This window comes from Methanocorpusculum sp. GPch4 (genome assembly GCF_012062385.1).
GTDB lineage: Archaea > Halobacteriota > Methanomicrobia > Methanomicrobiales > Methanocorpusculaceae > Methanocorpusculum > Methanocorpusculum parvum.
Genome location: NZ_SIJA01000028.1, coordinates 51632 through 69173, shown reverse-complemented (window position 1 = coordinate 69173; position 17542 = coordinate 51632). Strand labels below are relative to the sequence as shown.

15 protein-coding genes are annotated in these 17542 nt (G+C 53.8%); 6 read left to right on the top strand and 9 right to left on the bottom strand.

Translation table 11 applies throughout. The features are described from left to right. Positions 1-16 precede the first annotated feature (16 nt). The 6 genes from EYA77_RS02340 to EYA77_RS02315 form a co-directional block, all read right to left on the bottom strand. Complete coding sequence (locus EYA77_RS02340; protein ID WP_167815752.1) at positions 17-268, bottom strand: DUF5654 family protein; 252 nt, start codon at positions 266-268, stop codon at positions 17-19. Positions 269-314: 46 nt separating this feature from the next. Further along, positions 315-1082, bottom strand: coding sequence for an amino acid ABC transporter permease (locus EYA77_RS02335; protein WP_081406715.1), 768 nt, complete (start codon positions 1080-1082; stop codon positions 315-317). 1 nt (position 1083) lies between these two features. After that, on the bottom strand, positions 1084-1827 hold the full coding sequence (locus EYA77_RS02330; RefSeq protein WP_042700605.1) for an amino acid ABC transporter ATP-binding protein: 744 nt from the start codon (positions 1825-1827) through the stop codon (positions 1084-1086). Next, positions 1824-2510, bottom strand: coding sequence for an amino acid ABC transporter permease (locus EYA77_RS02325; RefSeq protein WP_042700604.1), 687 nt, complete (start codon positions 2508-2510; stop codon positions 1824-1826). Before EYA77_RS02325 ends, EYA77_RS02330 begins: the two co-directional genes overlap by 4 nt. 67 nt (positions 2511-2577) lie before the next feature. Then, positions 2578-7311, bottom strand: coding sequence for a DUF3320 domain-containing protein (locus EYA77_RS02320; protein WP_209314987.1), 4734 nt, complete (start codon positions 7309-7311; stop codon positions 2578-2580). 60 nt (positions 7312-7371) lie between these two features. Continuing rightward, on the bottom strand, positions 7372-9000 hold the full coding sequence (locus tag EYA77_RS02315; RefSeq protein ID WP_167815750.1) for a flippase activity-associated protein Agl23: 1629 nt from the start codon (positions 8998-9000) through the stop codon (positions 7372-7374). 196 nt (positions 9001-9196) lie between these two features. On the opposite strand from EYA77_RS02315, the gene EYA77_RS02310 reads away from it, so the two are divergent. Together EYA77_RS02310 and EYA77_RS02305 are read left to right on the top strand one after the other, a co-directional pair. After that, positions 9197-10018, top strand: coding sequence for a fumarate hydratase (locus EYA77_RS02310; protein ID WP_167815749.1), 822 nt, complete (start codon positions 9197-9199; stop codon positions 10016-10018). Further along, entirely contained in the window at positions 10015-10518 is a 504-nt protein-coding gene (locus EYA77_RS02305) for a FumA C-terminus/TtdB family hydratase beta subunit (protein WP_167815748.1), read from the top strand. Before EYA77_RS02310 ends, EYA77_RS02305 begins: the two co-directional genes overlap by 4 nt. A 1-nt stretch (position 10519) precedes the next feature. On the opposite strand, the gene EYA77_RS02300 is transcribed toward EYA77_RS02305, so the two are convergent. Both EYA77_RS02300 and EYA77_RS02295 read right to left on the bottom strand, forming a co-directional pair. Next, complete coding sequence (locus tag EYA77_RS02300; protein ID WP_209314986.1) at positions 10520-11737, bottom strand: TIGR00297 family protein; 1218 nt, start codon at positions 11735-11737, stop codon at positions 10520-10522. Between the two features lie 67 nt (positions 11738-11804). After that, on the bottom strand, positions 11805-12908 hold the full coding sequence (locus tag EYA77_RS02295; protein WP_042700593.1) for a DUF362 domain-containing protein: 1104 nt from the start codon (positions 12906-12908) through the stop codon (positions 11805-11807). A 131-nt stretch (positions 12909-13039) separates the two neighbouring features. Between EYA77_RS02295 and dapA the strand changes: the two genes are divergently transcribed. The 4 genes from dapA to purB all read left to right on the top strand — a co-directional run bounded on the left by dapA (position 13040) and on the right by purB (position 16656). Then, positions 13040-13933, top strand: a complete 894-nt coding sequence (dapA, locus tag EYA77_RS02290) for a 4-hydroxy-tetrahydrodipicolinate synthase (protein WP_042700590.1) — start codon at positions 13040-13042, stop codon at positions 13931-13933. After that, a complete protein-coding gene (gene dapB, locus EYA77_RS02285) occupies positions 13926-14681 on the top strand; it encodes a 4-hydroxy-tetrahydrodipicolinate reductase (protein WP_095641930.1) in 756 nt (251 codons plus the stop codon). The genes dapA and dapB overlap by 8 nt, the downstream gene beginning before the upstream one ends. A gap of 70 nt (positions 14682-14751) precedes the next feature. After that, positions 14752-14925 (top strand): 4Fe-4S binding protein, encoded by a 174-nt coding sequence (locus EYA77_RS02280; RefSeq protein ID WP_042700585.1) that lies wholly within the window; start codon positions 14752-14754, stop codon positions 14923-14925. A 387-nt stretch (positions 14926-15312) separates the two neighbouring features. After that, positions 15313-16656, top strand: a complete 1344-nt coding sequence (gene purB, locus EYA77_RS02275) for an adenylosuccinate lyase (protein ID WP_095641931.1) — start codon at positions 15313-15315, stop codon at positions 16654-16656. Positions 16657-16673: 17 nt separating this feature from the next. Here the strand turns inward: purB and EYA77_RS02270 are convergent, their stop codons facing one another. Further along, a complete protein-coding gene (locus EYA77_RS02270; protein ID WP_167815746.1) occupies positions 16674-17540 on the bottom strand; it encodes an A/G-specific adenine glycosylase in 867 nt (288 codons plus the stop codon). Positions 17541-17542: the final 2 nt, after the last annotated feature.

Genomic DNA, 17542 nt, shown 5'->3' with positions numbered 1-17542 from the left:
AAAGAATTGGGTAAAATTACTCCTTCTTGTCTTTCACGACCTTATCCTTTGTCTTATTCGCGACATACCCGATCCAGATCGTAAAGACGACCGCAATGATCGTCACAAAACCTGCATAACCGAGCATTGCCGGGATACTGCTCTGGTCTCCAAAAATTTCCTTAAAAACTGCCTGAATCGCGGTATTCCATGCAAGAGCCGCGACCAGTCCAAAAGCAGCTGTGATCAGCGCAGCAAGCTTATCTATAACATCAACTGATAATGCCATGAAAGAGAATTGGCATAAAAAGTATTTAAATAATTGTAAAGTGGATTTACTGCCCTTTTTCAGTTTTCACAGCAGCGCCCGACACACCCGGTATCGCATATTTTTTCTCAAGCCAGGTGACCCCGAATGTTGTGATCGTCACAAGGACCAGATAGAAGATGCCGACTGCTGCAAACGCCTCGAAGTACATAAAATACTTGCTGGCAATGATTTTTGCCGCACCGGTAAGCTCGATAACCGCGACCACGTACGCAAGTGACGAGTATTTAATCAGATAGATGAACTCATTTGAGACGCCGGGAAGGGCACGGCGGAGTGCCTGCGGGACCACCACATACAGAACACCCTGTGCCTTCGTCATGCCAAGAGATCTTGCCGCGAGCAGCTGACCGCGCTTGATCGACTGAAGCGCTCCCCGGAGATACTCGGAGTTATAAGCCGAGTTACATAAAATAAATCCGACAAGGGCCGACATAAACGATCCTAAAACAATTCCTATAGACGGCAGACCAAAGTACAGAATGAACAGCAGAACCAAAAGCGGACATCCGCGGAAAAATATCACATACAGCTGAGCCAGCCATTTGACCGGGGCGGGCCCGTAGACTCTGGATACGGCCACGAGAAGACCAAGCAGAAATCCGAGGGGAGCCGTCATGATCACAAGCTGCATCGTCACCCATAACCCATCCCAGAGAGCAGGGAGCAGAATGTCCTGCCAGAACGGGATCTGGGAGATGATCGAGTCCAGCATACTCTGGAAAAATCCGATCGGCCCGTCAGAAGGCACCGGGGTACTGGTCAGATTATCCATATCACTCGTCTGCGTAACTGCCCATAAACGCACGCGTCTTTACAAAATTCGGGCTTGTCGGGATCTCCGACGGCGGTCCGTGTTCAACGATCTCGCCCTTCTCCATCAGGTAGATCTCGGTCGCAAACGAGGTTGCAAACTTCATCTCATGCGTAACGACGATACAGGTCATTCCCTGCGCTGCAAGGGTCCGCATGACCTCCATCACCTCACGCTTCAGTTCCGGATCAAGAGCCGAGGTGGGTTCATCAAAAAGCATGACCTCAGGATCCATGGCAAGTGCCCGGGCGATAGAAACCCGCTGGGCCTGGCCTCCTGACAGCTGAGCTGGATAAAAGTCCGCACGGTCGGCCATACCGACCTGTTCCAACTCATACATCGCCTTCTCGCGTGCAGACTTTCTGTCCATCTTTTTCACTTTCAGGAGGGCAAGTTCCACGTTTCTGACGGCCGTCAGATGATCGAAAAGGTTGAAGTTCTGAAAGACCATGCCCATCTTCTGCCGGTATGCATTGATCTTTTTTCCGGAGTGAACGATCTCCTCGCCGTTCAGATACACAAAACCGCTGTCCGGAGCGGTCAGCTGGTTGATGCACCGGAGAAGCGTGGATTTTCCGGTTCCCGACGGGCCGACGAAAACCTTTTTTTCTCCTTTGTGCACCTCGAACGAGACGGATTTCAGAACATCAAGATCGCCGTACGATTTACAGAGGTTCTCGACTTTGAGAATGGGAATGTCACTCATAAACACTCAGCCTCATTGTTGCCGAATCCCGGGATCCGGACTTTCTTTTCCACATATTGAATGATCATCATGCCACCGTAATTCAGCAATATAAATATTACCGCGCAGGAGAGATACAGGATCATCGGCTCGCCTGTCCGGGAGATCACCTGACTCGTCCGTGTAAGAAGTTCAGCCACCCCGATCACATAGGCAACCGAAGAGTCCGTCAGCAGAACCGGATACTCGTTCGACCAGCCGGGAAGGGAAAGACGAAGAGACTGAGGCAGAACGATCGAGCGGATCGCCTGCCAGCGGGTCATGCCAAGCGAACGTGCGGCAAGCATCTGTCCTTCGGATAATGACTGGATCGCTCCCCGGAAGATCTGCGACTGATAGGCCGCACTTCTGAGACCTAACACGGTCACGGCAACGCCGAATGCCGGCATATCAAAGCCCATGAACGGGAAGAGCGCGAAGTAAAACAGAAACAGCAGGACGATATTTGGCAGCCCGCGGAAAAACCAGACATAGACGCCGACGAACCTGCGGACCAGAGCCGGACCGTAGACCTGGCCGAGAGTCAGAACGATCCCGCAGATGAACCCGATAAATAGGGAGAGGCCCACTAAAAGAAGGGTCACCCCCACTCCTTCCAGGAGATACCCTGCGGAGTTCGTTACTGCGGAAATCGATTCAAACATAGTATCTAAAAATTTAAAAGACTGTTACGTATTTTATTGAACCTGCCATCAGAAAAAAGGTGTGGAACTATTCTGCAGATGCCTGGACGAGTTTATCTCCCTCGATTAGAATCGTCCCCGCGGTGATCGCAGCATCGATCCCGTTTTCCACCCTGGATTTTACCTGCGCAGTCAGTTTGAATCCGAGGACGAGAGCTGTCTGACGGATCAGATCCGATTTTGGCGTGGCAAACTGTTTCCCAAGAATGACCTCAGCCGCACGGCCGATCTCTGAAAGCGGCACGTCATCGCAGGACCACTTTGCCGGCCGCTCGCGTGCTGCGATCTCTTTGAGAGGGACGGAATAAAATCCCTCTTCATCCACCGTCAGACGATCGGCCTGCACCTCTTCTGTCAGAAGAGCCGTGATCTTATTCTTGATCGCCGGCGTCATCTTCGGGACGCGGCCAAGCTCCTTGATCCGGGCATGCAGCACGCTCATAGAGATCGGGCCTTCTACGGAGACAATCTGGACGATCGCGGTCGCAAGTACAGGATCAGTCACTGAAGCAAACTGGTGATACTTCTCCAGATCACACTCGGTACAGAAAACATACGGCTCGACTTTCACCTTCGCATACACGGGTGCCTTAACTACAGATGGTTTTGGTTTTTCCTCGGTCAAAGCCGGAGATGCTGCAGTCTTCATCTTCTTTGCCGGCTTCTCCACTTTTTCAACAACAGGCTCCACCGGTTTCTGCACCTCGAGAAGGAAATCCAGAAGGATTTTGGTGCAGGATACCGGATGCTGGAACCACTCTGCAGACCAGATGCGGATGAGATGCCAGCCGAGTCCTTCAAGGACCTGGCTGCGCAAACGATCGCGATCACGCGTTACCTCGGAGGAGAAGTAGTTCGGCCCGTCGCAAAGGATCCCTGCCATATAAACTCCGGGATCCTTTGGATCGGAAACGGCAATGTCGATCCTGAACCCGGCACACCCGAGATTTCGGGTGACCGTATACCCATAATCCTCAAGCATTACTGCGACAGAATCCGGGAAGTAGCCGGCATCATCCAAAACATCAGCCGGTGCACCGCCAGTCAGAGATGAGTGATCCTCCGCATATGTGAGGAATCGGGAAAGTGCAGCGATACCGGATGAAGACTCGGCATCGATCTGCAGATCGGCCCCGCGGAAATTTGAGAACACCACACAGCGTTCCCGCGCCCGGGTAATCAGAACGTTCAGGCGTCTTTCGCCTCCCGCCTGATTCAGCGGTCCGAAGTTCCGGGAAAGCCGGTGATTCTCATCGAATCCGTACCCGATGCTGATAAGCATCGTGTCGCGTTCATCACCCTGGACCGTTTCCAGATTCTTGACAAAGAAATGCTCCCCGTTTGCCGGCCTCATCAGCATCTCGACCTCCGGATGATCGCGGAGCAGAATATCCACCTCGTGACGGATAACCTCCTGTTGACGGGTGGAGAAGGTTGCAACACCGAGAGTTTTTTCCGGGAACTTCTGATAATACGAAATCACGGCCCGGGCTACTTCCTGGGCTTCGCCTTTGTTGACACCAGACCTGCCGCGTTCGTAGATCGTATCCGGCAGATGGACAAAGGAAAGACCCAGATCCGGCGTTTCGTGACGCGGTGAGGGGAAAACCAGCAGACTCCCGTCGTAAAATTCCTGATTGGATATTGCGATAAGCGATTCGTGCCTCGAACGGTAATGCCAGCGGAGCCTTTTTGTTGGATACGACTGTTTGCAGACATGCAGAAGACTCTCCATATCCTTTACTCCGGCGACCGACTCCTCCGCATCCTCATCCTGACCGGCGATCTGATCAAAGAACGTCGTCGGGGGAAGCTGACGGGAATCCCCCATCACGACGAGCTGACGACCGCGCATCAAAGCTCCAAGAGCGTCCTCCGGTCTTACCTGACTGGCCTCGTCAAAGATGATGATATCGAACTGAACGGACCTAGGATCCAGATACTGGGCTACCGAAAGAGGACTCATCATAAAACAGGGTTTGATCTGCTGGATAAGTCCGCCGGCCTTCGTCATCAGGGTCCGAATCGACATGTGACCGCGTTTTCTGTTGAACTCGCCGGTCAGAACGCCCATCTCCGAGTCACGGGAGGCACCGGTGTACATCTCGGGAACGGACTTGTCCAGCTTCTGAATGATCCTCGCCGCATTTGCAGAGATCGCAGCCCGGTCATACTCGGCAAAGGTCGCGATCTTCTGTTCATGAGGTGCCTGAGCAAACCTCGCAAGAAGCGGACGAACACGGTATGCCTCTTTCAAAAGAGCGTCCGCATAGCCGGTAAGAAATGCAGGGATGAGAGCTTCTGCCGAGATCTTGTCGGTAAAAAGCAAAGGCAGCACGCCAGATGCCTTCGTCTTATCACAGGTCTCCGCATAGGTCAGCAGGGTGCTCCACTCACTCAGCCGGTCGATCTCCGTGATCCAGATGTCGGTGAGTTTGCGCATCGACGCAAATGTCTGCTCTGTTCCGAGGTCGGTCACACAAAGACGGGCAAAGAGCTGATCCCTCGCCTCGCTTTGCGCAATCACCGTTGCCTCAAGATCTTGAAACAGCTGTGTCAGTGAATCGCGTGCGATCTCCCCGGAACAAAGCAGATCGATGGTATGCGGAGTGATCAGTCCTTCCTGCACCATCGTCAAAACCGCCTGGATCCATTCCGTATATGCACGAAGAGATGCAGGATCGGTGTATTCATCCTTCCAGACCGGTGCAAAAAGCGAAAGATACACTGCTTTTTCCTGCTCCCACTCGTCCCGTGCCGTCAGATAATTCCTGGCATCCTTCAGATCGGCAAGTATTCCGGCGTCATCCGGCATCGGTCCGACATAATAGCCGGCAATCTCGGACTTCAGCTTCTTATACGCCCCGGAGAACATTTTTCCGATCATCCCCTTCCCGTCATATGCGAGAAACTCGGAGTACAAACGAGCAGGATTTCGCAAAAAGATCTCCGGACTCAGATTAGTCAGGATCCGGGTACTGTGATTATAGAGATCCTGCATGGTCGCGATAAGCCGTTTCAGCTCAGCCTGATTTCCCCACAACGGATTTTTCAAAACATCCAGCGTCACCGGATACCCTATCAGGAGAAACCGGCAGGTCTCGATCAGGCGGGGAACCTCGGTCTCACTGCGGGGAACTGGAACGTCTGTCAGATCGGCGATTGCCCGCATCACTGTCTGAAGATCCTGGATCCTTTCCTGATACTGAATCACCAGATCACGGATCTCATCCTGATCACTCGGCAGGATCAGTCCTGGGCTGGTCATTGCCCACGGATGATCAGTAATGGCTCCGCCGTCTTGCTGAATCACCGGAAGATATGCCGCAATCTCCTGCAAAGCAGAGATAGCGTTTTTGTATTCATCCGGGGTCATCTCAACTGGATCCTCGACCGGGATCTTTAGGAGCCGGTAGTTTTTCCGGTGAGGGCTGTTTTCGAACTCGTACCGGTATTGTTCGCGGATCCCGAACAGATCATACGGCGTGAATCCGCACGCGCCGATCGGGGTCTTCAACTCATCACAATAGCCGCTCAGCTCTGTCCGCAGCGAATCGATTTGGCTGTGTCCAGGATCCGAACCTGACGTTTCCGGCGAAGGATGACACACACTCTTCTCCAGCTCACGGATGAACTCAGACTTCTTTGCTTTCTGGCTGTGAAGTTCGAGACAGTACGGAGAAAGGCCTGCCGTATCCAGCCGTCTTTTTACCACCTCAAGTGCCGCCATCTTTTCACTGACAAAGAGTACGGTTTTTCCGGCAGCCAGCATCTCGGCGATCATGTTTGCGATCGTCTGACTTTTACCGGTGCCGGGCGGCCCTTCGACCACGAGATTTTTCCCGGCCTTTGCCTCCTCGATCACCGCGATTTGCGAAGAGTCCGCGTCCAGAATATTGAAACTGCGTTCACTTGGAAGACGCAGATCCATCTCATTCTCCAAAAACGGCGGGGAAGGATCATCATCCGTCTGGGGATGGAAGATCCGTTTGATCAGCGGATTCGTTTCAAGAGGAGAGACCCCTGCCCAGCTTGCCGGATCCAGATCCTTGAACATCACAAATTTGCGGAAACTGAAAAGATCCAGCGTGACGCCCGGCATAAAAACCCAGCTTTTTTCTGCGACCGTCTCACGGATCAGGGTAAAGTAGGCAGTGACCTCCTCAATCGTTTCCGGATGACCCATGTCCGGCAGGATAACTCCCTGTTCGGCAAGTTTTGCGATCAGGGATAAGGAAAGCGTAGGATCCTCCCCGGTCCAGCGAAGCGTATAATTCTCTTTGATCTTCTGGCGTTCCAGTTCCACCGGGATCAGAAGCAGCGGGGCCCTGAACGGTTTTGCCGGGCAGTCACGCTCGGTCCACTCAACGAATCCGAGCGATAGATAAAGCACCGGATATCCCTGCTCCTCGAAGACCGTTCTGCTTTTGGTCTGGAGACTGTACAGTTTTTTACGGAGTTCGATGTCGGTATAGGGGGTATTGAGAATAAGATCGGCATACTTCGCCGTTTTGGAAAATGTCGGATACTTCCAGATGCGTTTATCTTCCGGGTCGCTTTTTGCCGCCTTGCCTGCCGGATAAAACTTCATCCCCTTTTCGTCGAGAACAAGGATGCGGTAGATCTCTGCCGGATCACATTCGATGACCTCGATCGATCTGCCGGGAGACGGTTTATAGTTCAGCAGATTGTTGCGGAGTGTCAGATCCAGTAATCTGCTGCGCAGTTCTTCCAGTTCCACGATGCCCTGTTCCATGTACATTTCCCTATAGATGTATCTATATTGGCGGGGAGAGTCTTAGTAGTTACGTGATTTGTCCGGTCAGACCGGACTTCTGGTGAAGATGTCGAAGTTGTAACTGCCGATCTTGCCTGCACGGGTGAAGTAGTAGGGGATCCAGCCTGGATCCTCTCCCGTCCCCGAATGATCAAACCAGTAGTTCAGCCGGATCGTTTCTTTCGTGTACCCGGCCAGAGAGTCGTAACTTTCATCATCATGGGTAATGATGATGTCAAAGTTTCCGGACAGAAGGGTGGAAGCATCCTTCTTTCCTCCGTAATAGGAGAATATATCCCAGGCATCCCCGCGGTAATACCACATGAACGGCCAGGCCTGATCGGTTGCAAGAGCGACCCTCTCTGAAGCATCGATCGCGGCCATGAGCGGGACGAGATCTTCGGAGTTCTGGACCTGAATGATCGGCTCGGCGATATCTGCCGGTGTGTATGCCACATAGCAGGTCATCGCAAACAGGAGAACAGCGCAGACTGCAAGCAGGATCTTCCAGTATTTTCCGGTGAAAGTGAGGGCGAACGCCGCGACGAAGATCATCGGAACCAGCTGATGGAGGGAGAGCCAGGGGACTTTTTCACCGATGTAAGCGTAGGTCAGGCATGCGATGAGGGTCCAGTAGACGGCAAACCGCATGAACTCGGTCTTTTTGTCGATGGATGCGGGAACGGCCGGCCGGCGGAACAAAGACACAAAGGAGAACGTCTTCTTTGTCTCTTTTTGTTCCGGATCATCGTGTTCCTGTATTTCCTGCTCTTGTTCCTCGTTTTTTGCCGACGGCCGTTTTTTGCCGGTCACAAGGAAGAGGACGACGCCTGCCAAAGCGAGGAGAAGGATCGGCAGTTCATAGAGGATGAACATCAGGAGATAAAAGACCGGCGGCCCGGCGATCCGCTGTTCGTTGTGCATCGCGAGCCAGTGTTCTATAGCAAGGGGACCTGCCTGCAGGATCATTTCCGGATGGGTCCAGAGTGAAGAATACATCGTGAAGATGATCCCGAAGAAGATGACCGCCGCGATGATCAGATCACGGATCCATTTTTCCGGAAGGGTGATCTTTCTGGTCCAGAGAAGATAGAGGAAGAATATGGCGAAGGTGACGAGGATGAGCGGCATATTTTCCTTGGAACACATGCCGAGAGCTCCGGCGGCGGCCGCGAGGGCTAAATAATACCATTTGCTTTTATCAAGCCAGGCAAGGAAGGCAGCGACCAGCAGGAGGGAGAAGAAAACTACGAAGATATCGTTTCGTAAAAATCGGGAGAAATACACCAGTTCCGGCGCTACTGCAAGGAAGAGGGCGGAGGCTGCGGCGACTTTGCCGGTGAGATATCGGAGCCGGTATAACCAGTAGACGAGAGGGATCAGAGCACATCCGGCGATCGCCGGAAGGATCCTGCCGACAAAATCGGCGTCGCCGAAGACGGCGAACATGGATGCGGTGATATAGTATAAGAAGGGCCCGTGATACACCGGGTCGTACAGATAATTGCCGGTGGTCAGGAGCTGATATGAGAACCAGGCATGGATCGCCTCATCGTGATGGAAGAGTTTGAGATCCAGAAATGCGAATCGAAGAACGATCGCGAGAAGCAGGGTCGCAAAAATCACATGTTCAACACGGATGTGATTTCTGAGTGTTTGGACGGCCGGATGCATGAGTGGATAAATATGGTTGTCAAAAGAGGATAAGAATTTCTAGTGCGGTCCGGACGTTGGATCCGTCCAAACCCAGCGGAGCAAACTAATGGTTTGTAAACGCGTGTTCCCCGCAAAACCCCATACACGAATCCGACGTCCTGCCTCTTTTTTTAATGAAAACCATTAATCCTTATCTCATCTAAACAGATATACCATGGACCCCCTCTACAACCGTCTTGCATCCGCCGTGGAACAGGCGATCCGCCAGGCCGAGACGATCCTTCCGCCCGATGTGGAGGAAGCGCTGCATACTGCATACAATAAAGAAACCAACCCGACCGCACGCGGCGAGTTTGAAAATATCTTCGCCAATCTCCAGATCGCCCGGGAAAAAAACATCCCCATCTGTCAGGACACCGGGGTCTTCGTCATCTACCTGACCATTCCCGAAACGGTCCCGCTTTCAACGAAGCTCTATGATGCCGTAAGCGAAGGGATCCGTCTCGCAACAAAATCCGTTCCTCTCCGGCCAAACGCGGTCCATCCCCTCACCCGGAAAAATTCAGGCGACAATACCGGGATTGGGATCCCGACAATACATATAATTCCGGGAGATACACTTCGGGTCACCGTATTCCCCAAAGGAGCAGGTTCGGAAAACATGTCCCAGATCAGAATGATGCTCCCCTCTGAGGTTGAAAAGATCCCGGAGTTTGTGAGATCCGTCGTCAGAGATGCGGGCTCACGTCCGTGTCCTCCGATAGTTGTGGGGGTCGGGATCGGCGGGACCTTCGACTCGGCCGCGTCCTTTGCAAAAGAGGCGCTCCTCTCGCCGATAAACAGCATGACCGCCTTCGAACAGAAGATATGCGATTCGATCAATCAGCTCGGCATCGGCGTTATGGGACTTGGCGGCGACACGACCTGTCTTGCCGTCAAGGTAAAAGAAGGGGCATGCCACACCGCTTCGCTCCCAATCGCCGTAAATATCCAGTGCTGGTGTTCAAGACGCGGCGTCGTCGAGGTGGAACTATGATCCGGCTTACGACCCCCCTTGGCGACGAGGTGCTCGATCTCCGCGCCGGCGACCGGGTCCTCCTTTCCGGGATCATCTACACCGCACGGGATGAAGCCCACCTCAAAATCAGAGAAGAGGGCTTTCCCTTTGATCCGAAAGGAGCGGTCATCTATCACTGCGGTCCGGTCATCGACGAAGCACAGAATAAAGTCGTCGCCGCCGGCCCGACCACATCCGCACGGATGAACGATCTCACAAAGCACATGCTGGATGCAGGTGTCCGCGGTCTGATCGGCAAAGGCGGGATGTCCGCAAACGTTCGTGAAGAACTCCGGGGAAGAGCAGTCTATTTTGCCTTCACGGGAGGATGCGCCGCCCTTGCCGCTTCGTGCATGGAGCTTGCCGGCTGTCATTATTCGGAACTCGGCATGGCAGAAGGAATCTGGGAGATCAAACTGACCGATCTTCCGGTCGTCGTCGGGATCGATGCCCACGGCGGCGATCTTTTCGTCAGATAACTCAGACGAGACCTGCCGCGACCAAAGCCAGGCAGACAAGCATGGCTAAAATCCCGCCCGAAAGCGTGGCGAGGAGATTGGTCCCGGAGTTCCCGATAAAACCCTTGTTTTCGATCAGAGCACCGTAGAGACTGTCAAGATTCGTGCCGATAAATCCTGCCGCCGCGCCGATCAGACAGACATACCAGGGAGCCACCCCGAGGATGAATGCGAGGATGCTGATGAGGGCCGCCCCGAACAGGCAGGCAAGTTCGCCTTTCAGAGTGATCCCCCCGTTTGTTCCCGGCGGGACCGGGCGCAGCGTCGTGATCATCCGCGGAGTTCCTCCGGTCACACCGATCTCGCTTGCAAGCGTGTCTGCCGTGGCCGTAGCAATAGAACCAAGGAACAGAGCGATAAAAATAACGTCTCCGGTGATCCCGTAAAGTATGGCGCCGCAGACCCCTACTCCCGCATTCGCAAATGCGTTCATATATCCGCGGCGGCCTTTTTTCCCCTCGGCAACGCCCAGAAACTCTTTTTCCGCATACCGGAACCTGGTGAACAGGGACCCGAGAATGAAAAACAGCATCACAACGAAGAACCAGTTCACGCCGGCGAAGGTGATGAGGATCACGCCGAACAAAACCGCAGTGAAGACCCCGCTCATATCGATCGTCTTCGCCCGGTAGGCAAAGTAGCCGAACGCCGCACACAAAACGACCGCGAAAGCGAGTGTCTGGTAATCAACGAAGAACTCCAGATCCTCAAACAGCGTGATGGTCATCGCGACCCCGAGAAGGCCTATCATCGACCCGTCCTCGCGGTCTTTCAAGATGCTCCTAAGCATCAAAAGAACGATCACGGCGATGATGCCCACAAGCGGCTGAAACTCGTTTGTATAGAGCATCGTCGCTAAAAGAGCCGCGGAAGAACCGATCGTGTAAAGAAACAGCGGATGACTGAAATGTCTGAAGATCTTGAGGAGATACTCCCCCCAGACGATCATCATCAGCGGTCCGATCAGCGCGGAAACGGGAACGAGCCCGGTCTGATACAAGATGGCGAGCACTCCGACGCCGATCGCAAAATACCGGCTTTTGTCCGCGAAGTAGAGGACGGCGGCAAAAGCGAGGACCACAACCCCCAAATACGGAATATAGGGGGATCCGAGCATCAGCGCTGTCACGACAAGAGCAAAAATGATTCGGCGGATCCGTGTTTCCATAGATGTTTTCATAATTTATTTTTGAAACTGATAAGATTATGTGTAGGATCGATCCGGACAAAACCCGCTTGAAAATGACTCAGATCTCGACCAGATGATACTCGCCCCGGCCAAGACCCATCTCTTCGGCATACGAGATCTGCAGCTCCGGGCTGGTTCCCGGCCAGACCCGGGTGAACTTCTCCTCGCCCGGTCGGTGATGATCAGGGAGAAGGCTGCCGAACACGCCCTCTTCGGCGTTCACGAGGTCATAACAGGCCTTGTCCAAAGCGACCGGATCGATCGAGGCAAGGATCCCTATATCCGGAACGAACGGGATGTCGTTCCACGGCGTACAGTCACAATGCGGGGTGATGTTGGTTAAGAAGTTGATGTAAAACGCCTTGCCGGTCTTATTTCCAACAGCTCCGGAGGCATACTCGATCATCCGCTCGACGAATACGACCCCGTCATCCTGCCAGTCGAGGTCGATCGCATGTTCCGGACAGGTGTTCATGCACATCAGACAGCCGATACAGTGCTCAAGATCGATGGAAATCGAACTGCCTGCAACGCTGATGCAAAATTCCGGGCAGGCATTCATACAGGCTCCGCAGAGGATGCACCGGTCCTCGAGGACCATTGGCCGTGTGGTGTGCTGCTCGCGTTTTCCCTCGTTTGAGGCGCAGCCCATCCCGAGATTTTTCAATGCTCCCCCAAATCCCGCGGCCTCATGGCCTTTGAAGTGGGACACGACGACCATACTGTCTGCAGAGACGATATCGGAGGCGATCTTGACTGAGTCAAAATGTTTTCCGTAGACATCTACGGGCGTGAAGCTCTGTCCGCGGAGTCCGTCGGCGATGATGACCGGGCAGTCGAAGACCGGATAGCAGAATCCGTGGAGCGCCGCGGTCTTTGCATGATCGACGGCGTTTCTCCTGCCGCCGAGGTACAGGGTATTGGTATCGGTCAGAAAAGGGCCTGCTCCGATCGCTTCGATCTCTTTTACGACCGAAGCGACATGGATCGGGTTTACAAACGCGTCGTTTCCCTCTTCACCGAAGTGGACTTTGACCGCGGTCAGATCTCCCGGGTTCACCATATTTGCAAGGCCGGCGGCCGTGCAGAGAGCTTTTATCTTATTCCCGGTGTTTCTGCTCTTTGACTGCGCTCCGGCACGGGCAATATAGACATCTTCCATTCATGATACTTTGACCGTTCAACAAGATATGTTTTCGTGCAGACGAATACGCGATCGGCCGGCTTCTCCCTGATCCGGATGTCCGGACTGCGCAAAATACATCATCTCGTTCAACCAAAAGGTAATGTACTATGTTTGAAGGTGTAATTCCTGCACTCATCACACCGTTCAATGAAGATGCGTCCCAGTCGCTCGACATTGACGGTTTGAGAAACTGCATCGAGCATGTCATCCGCGGAGGTGTTCACGGGCTGCTTGCATGCGGTTCGACCGGTGAATCGGCAACGATGACACATGCCGAGCATATCCGTGTCATTGAGGAAACCGTTTCTGCAGCCGGCAACCGTATTCCTGCCATCGCAGGAACCGGGTCCAACAACACTGAGGAAGCTCTTCTGATGACCCGCGCTGCCAAGATGTCCGGCGCAGACGGCGTACTTCTTATCAGCCCGTATTACAACAAGCCGAACAGATCCGGCCTGCTGAAGCATTATCGAAAGGTCGCAGATATCGGTCTGCCGGTGATTGTGTACAACATCCCCGGACGGACGGGTCAGAACCTGCCCGCCGATCTGATCATTGAGATGGTCAAGACCATTCCAAATATCGTCGCGGTAAAGGAAGCAAGCGGAAATCTTGATCAGATGATGGCGATCATCCAGGGGACCAAGGATCTTGAACGCGATTATCCGTTCATCCTCACCTCAGGTGACGACTCCCTGACGCTTCCGGTGCTTTCGGTCGGCGGTCACGGATGTATCTCGGTCACGGCCAACATCGAACCAAAGCGCATGGTCGAGATGTATGAGATGTTCAAGCGCTCTGACGTGAAGTCAGCAATGCAGAAGCATTATGAGCTCATGGATCTTTCGAAGGCTCTTTTCATGGAAGTGAACCCGGTACCGGTCAAGCGTGCGGCAGAGATCCGCGGTCTTATCAAGTCAGGCAACGTCCGTCTCCCCCTGGATTCACTTGGCGAGGCAAATTCAGCAGTACTTCGCGAGGTGCTTTCCCGGTATGACTAAGGTCATCATCTGCGGGGCATTCGGCAGAATGGGGACCATGATCGCAAACATGGTCATCGAGAACCCGGATCTGGAGTTTGTCGGCGGCGTGGATATCCGGGAAGGGACGGTGCTTGGAAAGCCGGTTGTTTCCTCCGAGAATCTTGCCGCATTCATCGATCAGATCAGACCTGATGTGATGATCGATTTCACCATTGCAGCCGCGACGATGGTCAATGCAAAGATCGCCGCAAAAAAAGGCGTGGCGTTAGTGATCGGCACGACGGGTTTCACGCCGGAGCAGGATGCAGAACTGCTTGACGCGATAAAGAATGTCCCGGTCGTTAAAACGACGAACTTCAGTGTCGGCGTGAACATTTTCTGGGAACTTGTCCGCGATGCGGCTTCCCGCCTGGGCGATTACGATATCGAGGTGATCGAGGCGCACCACCGGCACAAGAAGGACGCTCCAAGCGGAACGGCGAAGACGATCCTGAAGGTGATCCAGGAGGAGGTCGGCAAACGCGAGGAGATGTACGGACGCGAGGGTATGACCGAGCGGAAAAACGAGATCGGCGTGCATGTGATCCGCGGCGGCGATGTGGTCGGGGACCACACGGTTCAGTTCCATCAGAATTATGAGACGATCGAGCTGAGCCACCGTGCCTATGACAGGGCAGTATTCGCACGAGGGGCCATCCGTGCTGCGGCATGGGCCCCGACAGCGGCGCCTGGTTTATACACTATGAAAGAGGTCCTCGGGCTCTAATGCCCGGCAACTCGAAATGTATTTCCCCTTCGAATAAGAGATATGGTAATTATACGAGGTAAATTCAAACATGCCAGCAGTAGTAAATAAAGAAAAATGTACCGGATGCGCGACCTGTGTGGACATCTGCCCGTCAGCAGCAATCGAAATTGTCGATGAAAAAGCAGTCATCAACGCAGATGAATGTGTCGACTGTGAAACCTGTGTGGATGAGTGCCCGGAAAGCGCACTCCACATGGAATAAATCTTTTTTTTCTTTTAGAGTAGTTACGCGGTTTTATCCTTAATCCAACTCAGGAAGGGTAAGGTTGGGTGTGGACACATGAGAAAAACCCGTCGCAAACTTTCAGTTTGCTCTCCATTTCGCTTCGCTCACCAGCATGCGGGTTTTTCTGTTGTTTCATATTATATTGATTTCACAAAAAGAGGTGTTAACGAAAAGAAAATTCGCCGGCAGAGGTGCGTTCACCTCTGGTCTGCGAGAAAACTCGCAAATCAAAGATTTGGTCGCAAGTCTATCGACTTGCTTCGCTAAGGGGCCTAAAGGTCCCCGCCTCAGCTAAGATCGCCGGCTGCGCCCTCGATTCGCCACACAAACTCATAACCAAAGAAAACCAATACTACATCAACTATGGCAATACATCCGATAGACTTCCGGTACGGAACTCCCGAAATGAAACGTGTATGGAGTGAGGACAACCGGTTTGCCTGCATCGTCCGGGCCGAGGTCGCCCTTGCCCATGCCCAAAGCATCGTAGGCATGATCCCCGCTGAAGATGCCGCGGTCATCGAAAAAAACGCCGGATCCGCCTCACGCATCCGTGCAAAAGAAATAGAAGCAGAGATCAGCCACGACACTATGGCCATCACCCGGGCCATCGCCGAAGTCTGCGGGGATGCCGGACGCTGGATCCATTACGGCGCCACCTCCAACGACATCCTCGACACCGCGACCGGCCTCCAGCTCAAAGAAGCCTCTGACCTGCTCGAAAAGAAACTTGCCACCCTGATGAGCGTGCTGTTGAAACGCGCAGGGGAAACCAAAAATCTCATCTGCATAGCCCGGACCCATGGTCAGCACGGCGTTCCTACCACCTACGGACTGCGGTTCGCCATCTGGGCATCCGAAGTCTCCCGGCACCTCCAGCGGCTCCGGGAAAGCCGGTCCCGGATCGTCGTCGGCCAGATGACCGGCGCTGTCGGAACCATGGCGGCGATGGGCGAACACGGCATCGAAGTACAGGCCGAGATGATGAAGTATCTTGGGATCGGCTCAGTCGACGTCTCCTCCCAGGTCATTTCCCGCGACAGATACGCCGAGTACATCTTCCTCCTCGCCAACATCGCGACCACCCTGGACAAGATCGGCATCGAAGTCAGATCCCTCCAGAGAACCGAGATCGGCGAAGTCGAAGAACACTTCTCCAGAAAACAGGTCGGCTCATCCACCATGCCCCACAAAAGAAACCCCATCAAAAGCGAACAGGTCTGCGGTCTTGCCCGCATCGTCCGCGGCATGGTCGAACCCGCCCTCCAGAACAACACCCTCTGGGATGAAAGGGATCTCACCAACTCATCCGCCGAGCGGATCACCTTCCCCGAGACAAGCATCCTCTGCGACCACTGTCTTCATGTCATGACCGGGGTCGTGGAAAACCTGACGATCAACACCGAAGCAGTAAGCCGCAATCTTCGCTACCTCCACGGAATCAATCTCGCGGAATCCGTGATGATCGAACTCACCAAACGCGGAATGAAGCGCCAGGAAGCCCACGAGATCATCCGCGAAGCAAGTATGGAAGCCCTCGCCGCAAAAATACCGCTCGCCGGCCTTCTTGCGGATAAACCGGAAGTCACTGCGTATGTCTCCGCCGATGAGATCAAAAAACTCCTCCAGCCCGAGACCTACGCCGGTCTTGCGGCCGTCCAGGTGGAAAACCTCATCCGAAAACTCGCGCCGTTTTGTGCACTGTAAAAAATCAGGATCAGGGATCACCGGCCGGTCTTCAGCCGGTAGATCTCCCCCTCTTCCCTGACAAAAAAACCTTCGCCGGCCATAGCATCCATTATCCGGCGGACACGCTCCGGATCCTCGTCCATCTCTTCTGCAAACAACTCCGGCATCCCGCTTTTCTGATCAAGCATCCGTTTCAGCACCCCGCCCCGGATCTGCCGGTCGGACCCCTCGAAACTCTTCTGTTTAGTATACTGACGGCTCCGCTGATTCGGATTTTTCACCGCTGATTTCAGCGCTGTTCCAAGATCCATCAGCGCCCAGTACCACTCCCGGGAGTTTGCCGGAAGCATGGCCGAGACAAGGGGCAAAAGCTCGCGGTCATCGACTGCCTGGTCCTCTTCGAAAAAATAATGGATGAACACTCTTCTGATATTCGTCTCGATGAACACGACCGGCCGGTCGAACGCGAACGCCGCGATCGAACAGGAAGTGGCAGGCCCGATCCCCGGCAGGGTCAGCAGGACCGCCGGATCGTTTGGGATCTTCCCGCCGTATTCGTCAGCGATAACGCGGGCAAGTTTCTGCAGATTCAAAGCCCGGCGGTTGTACCCCATCCCCTGCCATACCGTGAGAAGATCCGCATGATCCGCCTTTGCGAGAGCGAAGATATCAGGAAACTTCTCGATGAACTTCGGATAGATCACCGCGACCCGCGGGACCTGGGTCTGCTGGAGCATGACCTCGGAGACCAGGATCTTATACGGATCATCCGTGTGCCGCCACTCCATATCATGCCGGCCCTTCGCCGCATAAAACTCCATCACATGCTGCTGAAAATCCAAAACAAGCGAAGGGGTGATCCCCTCTTCCCGAAACCGGGTCCGAAGACCGGAGACGAGCATAA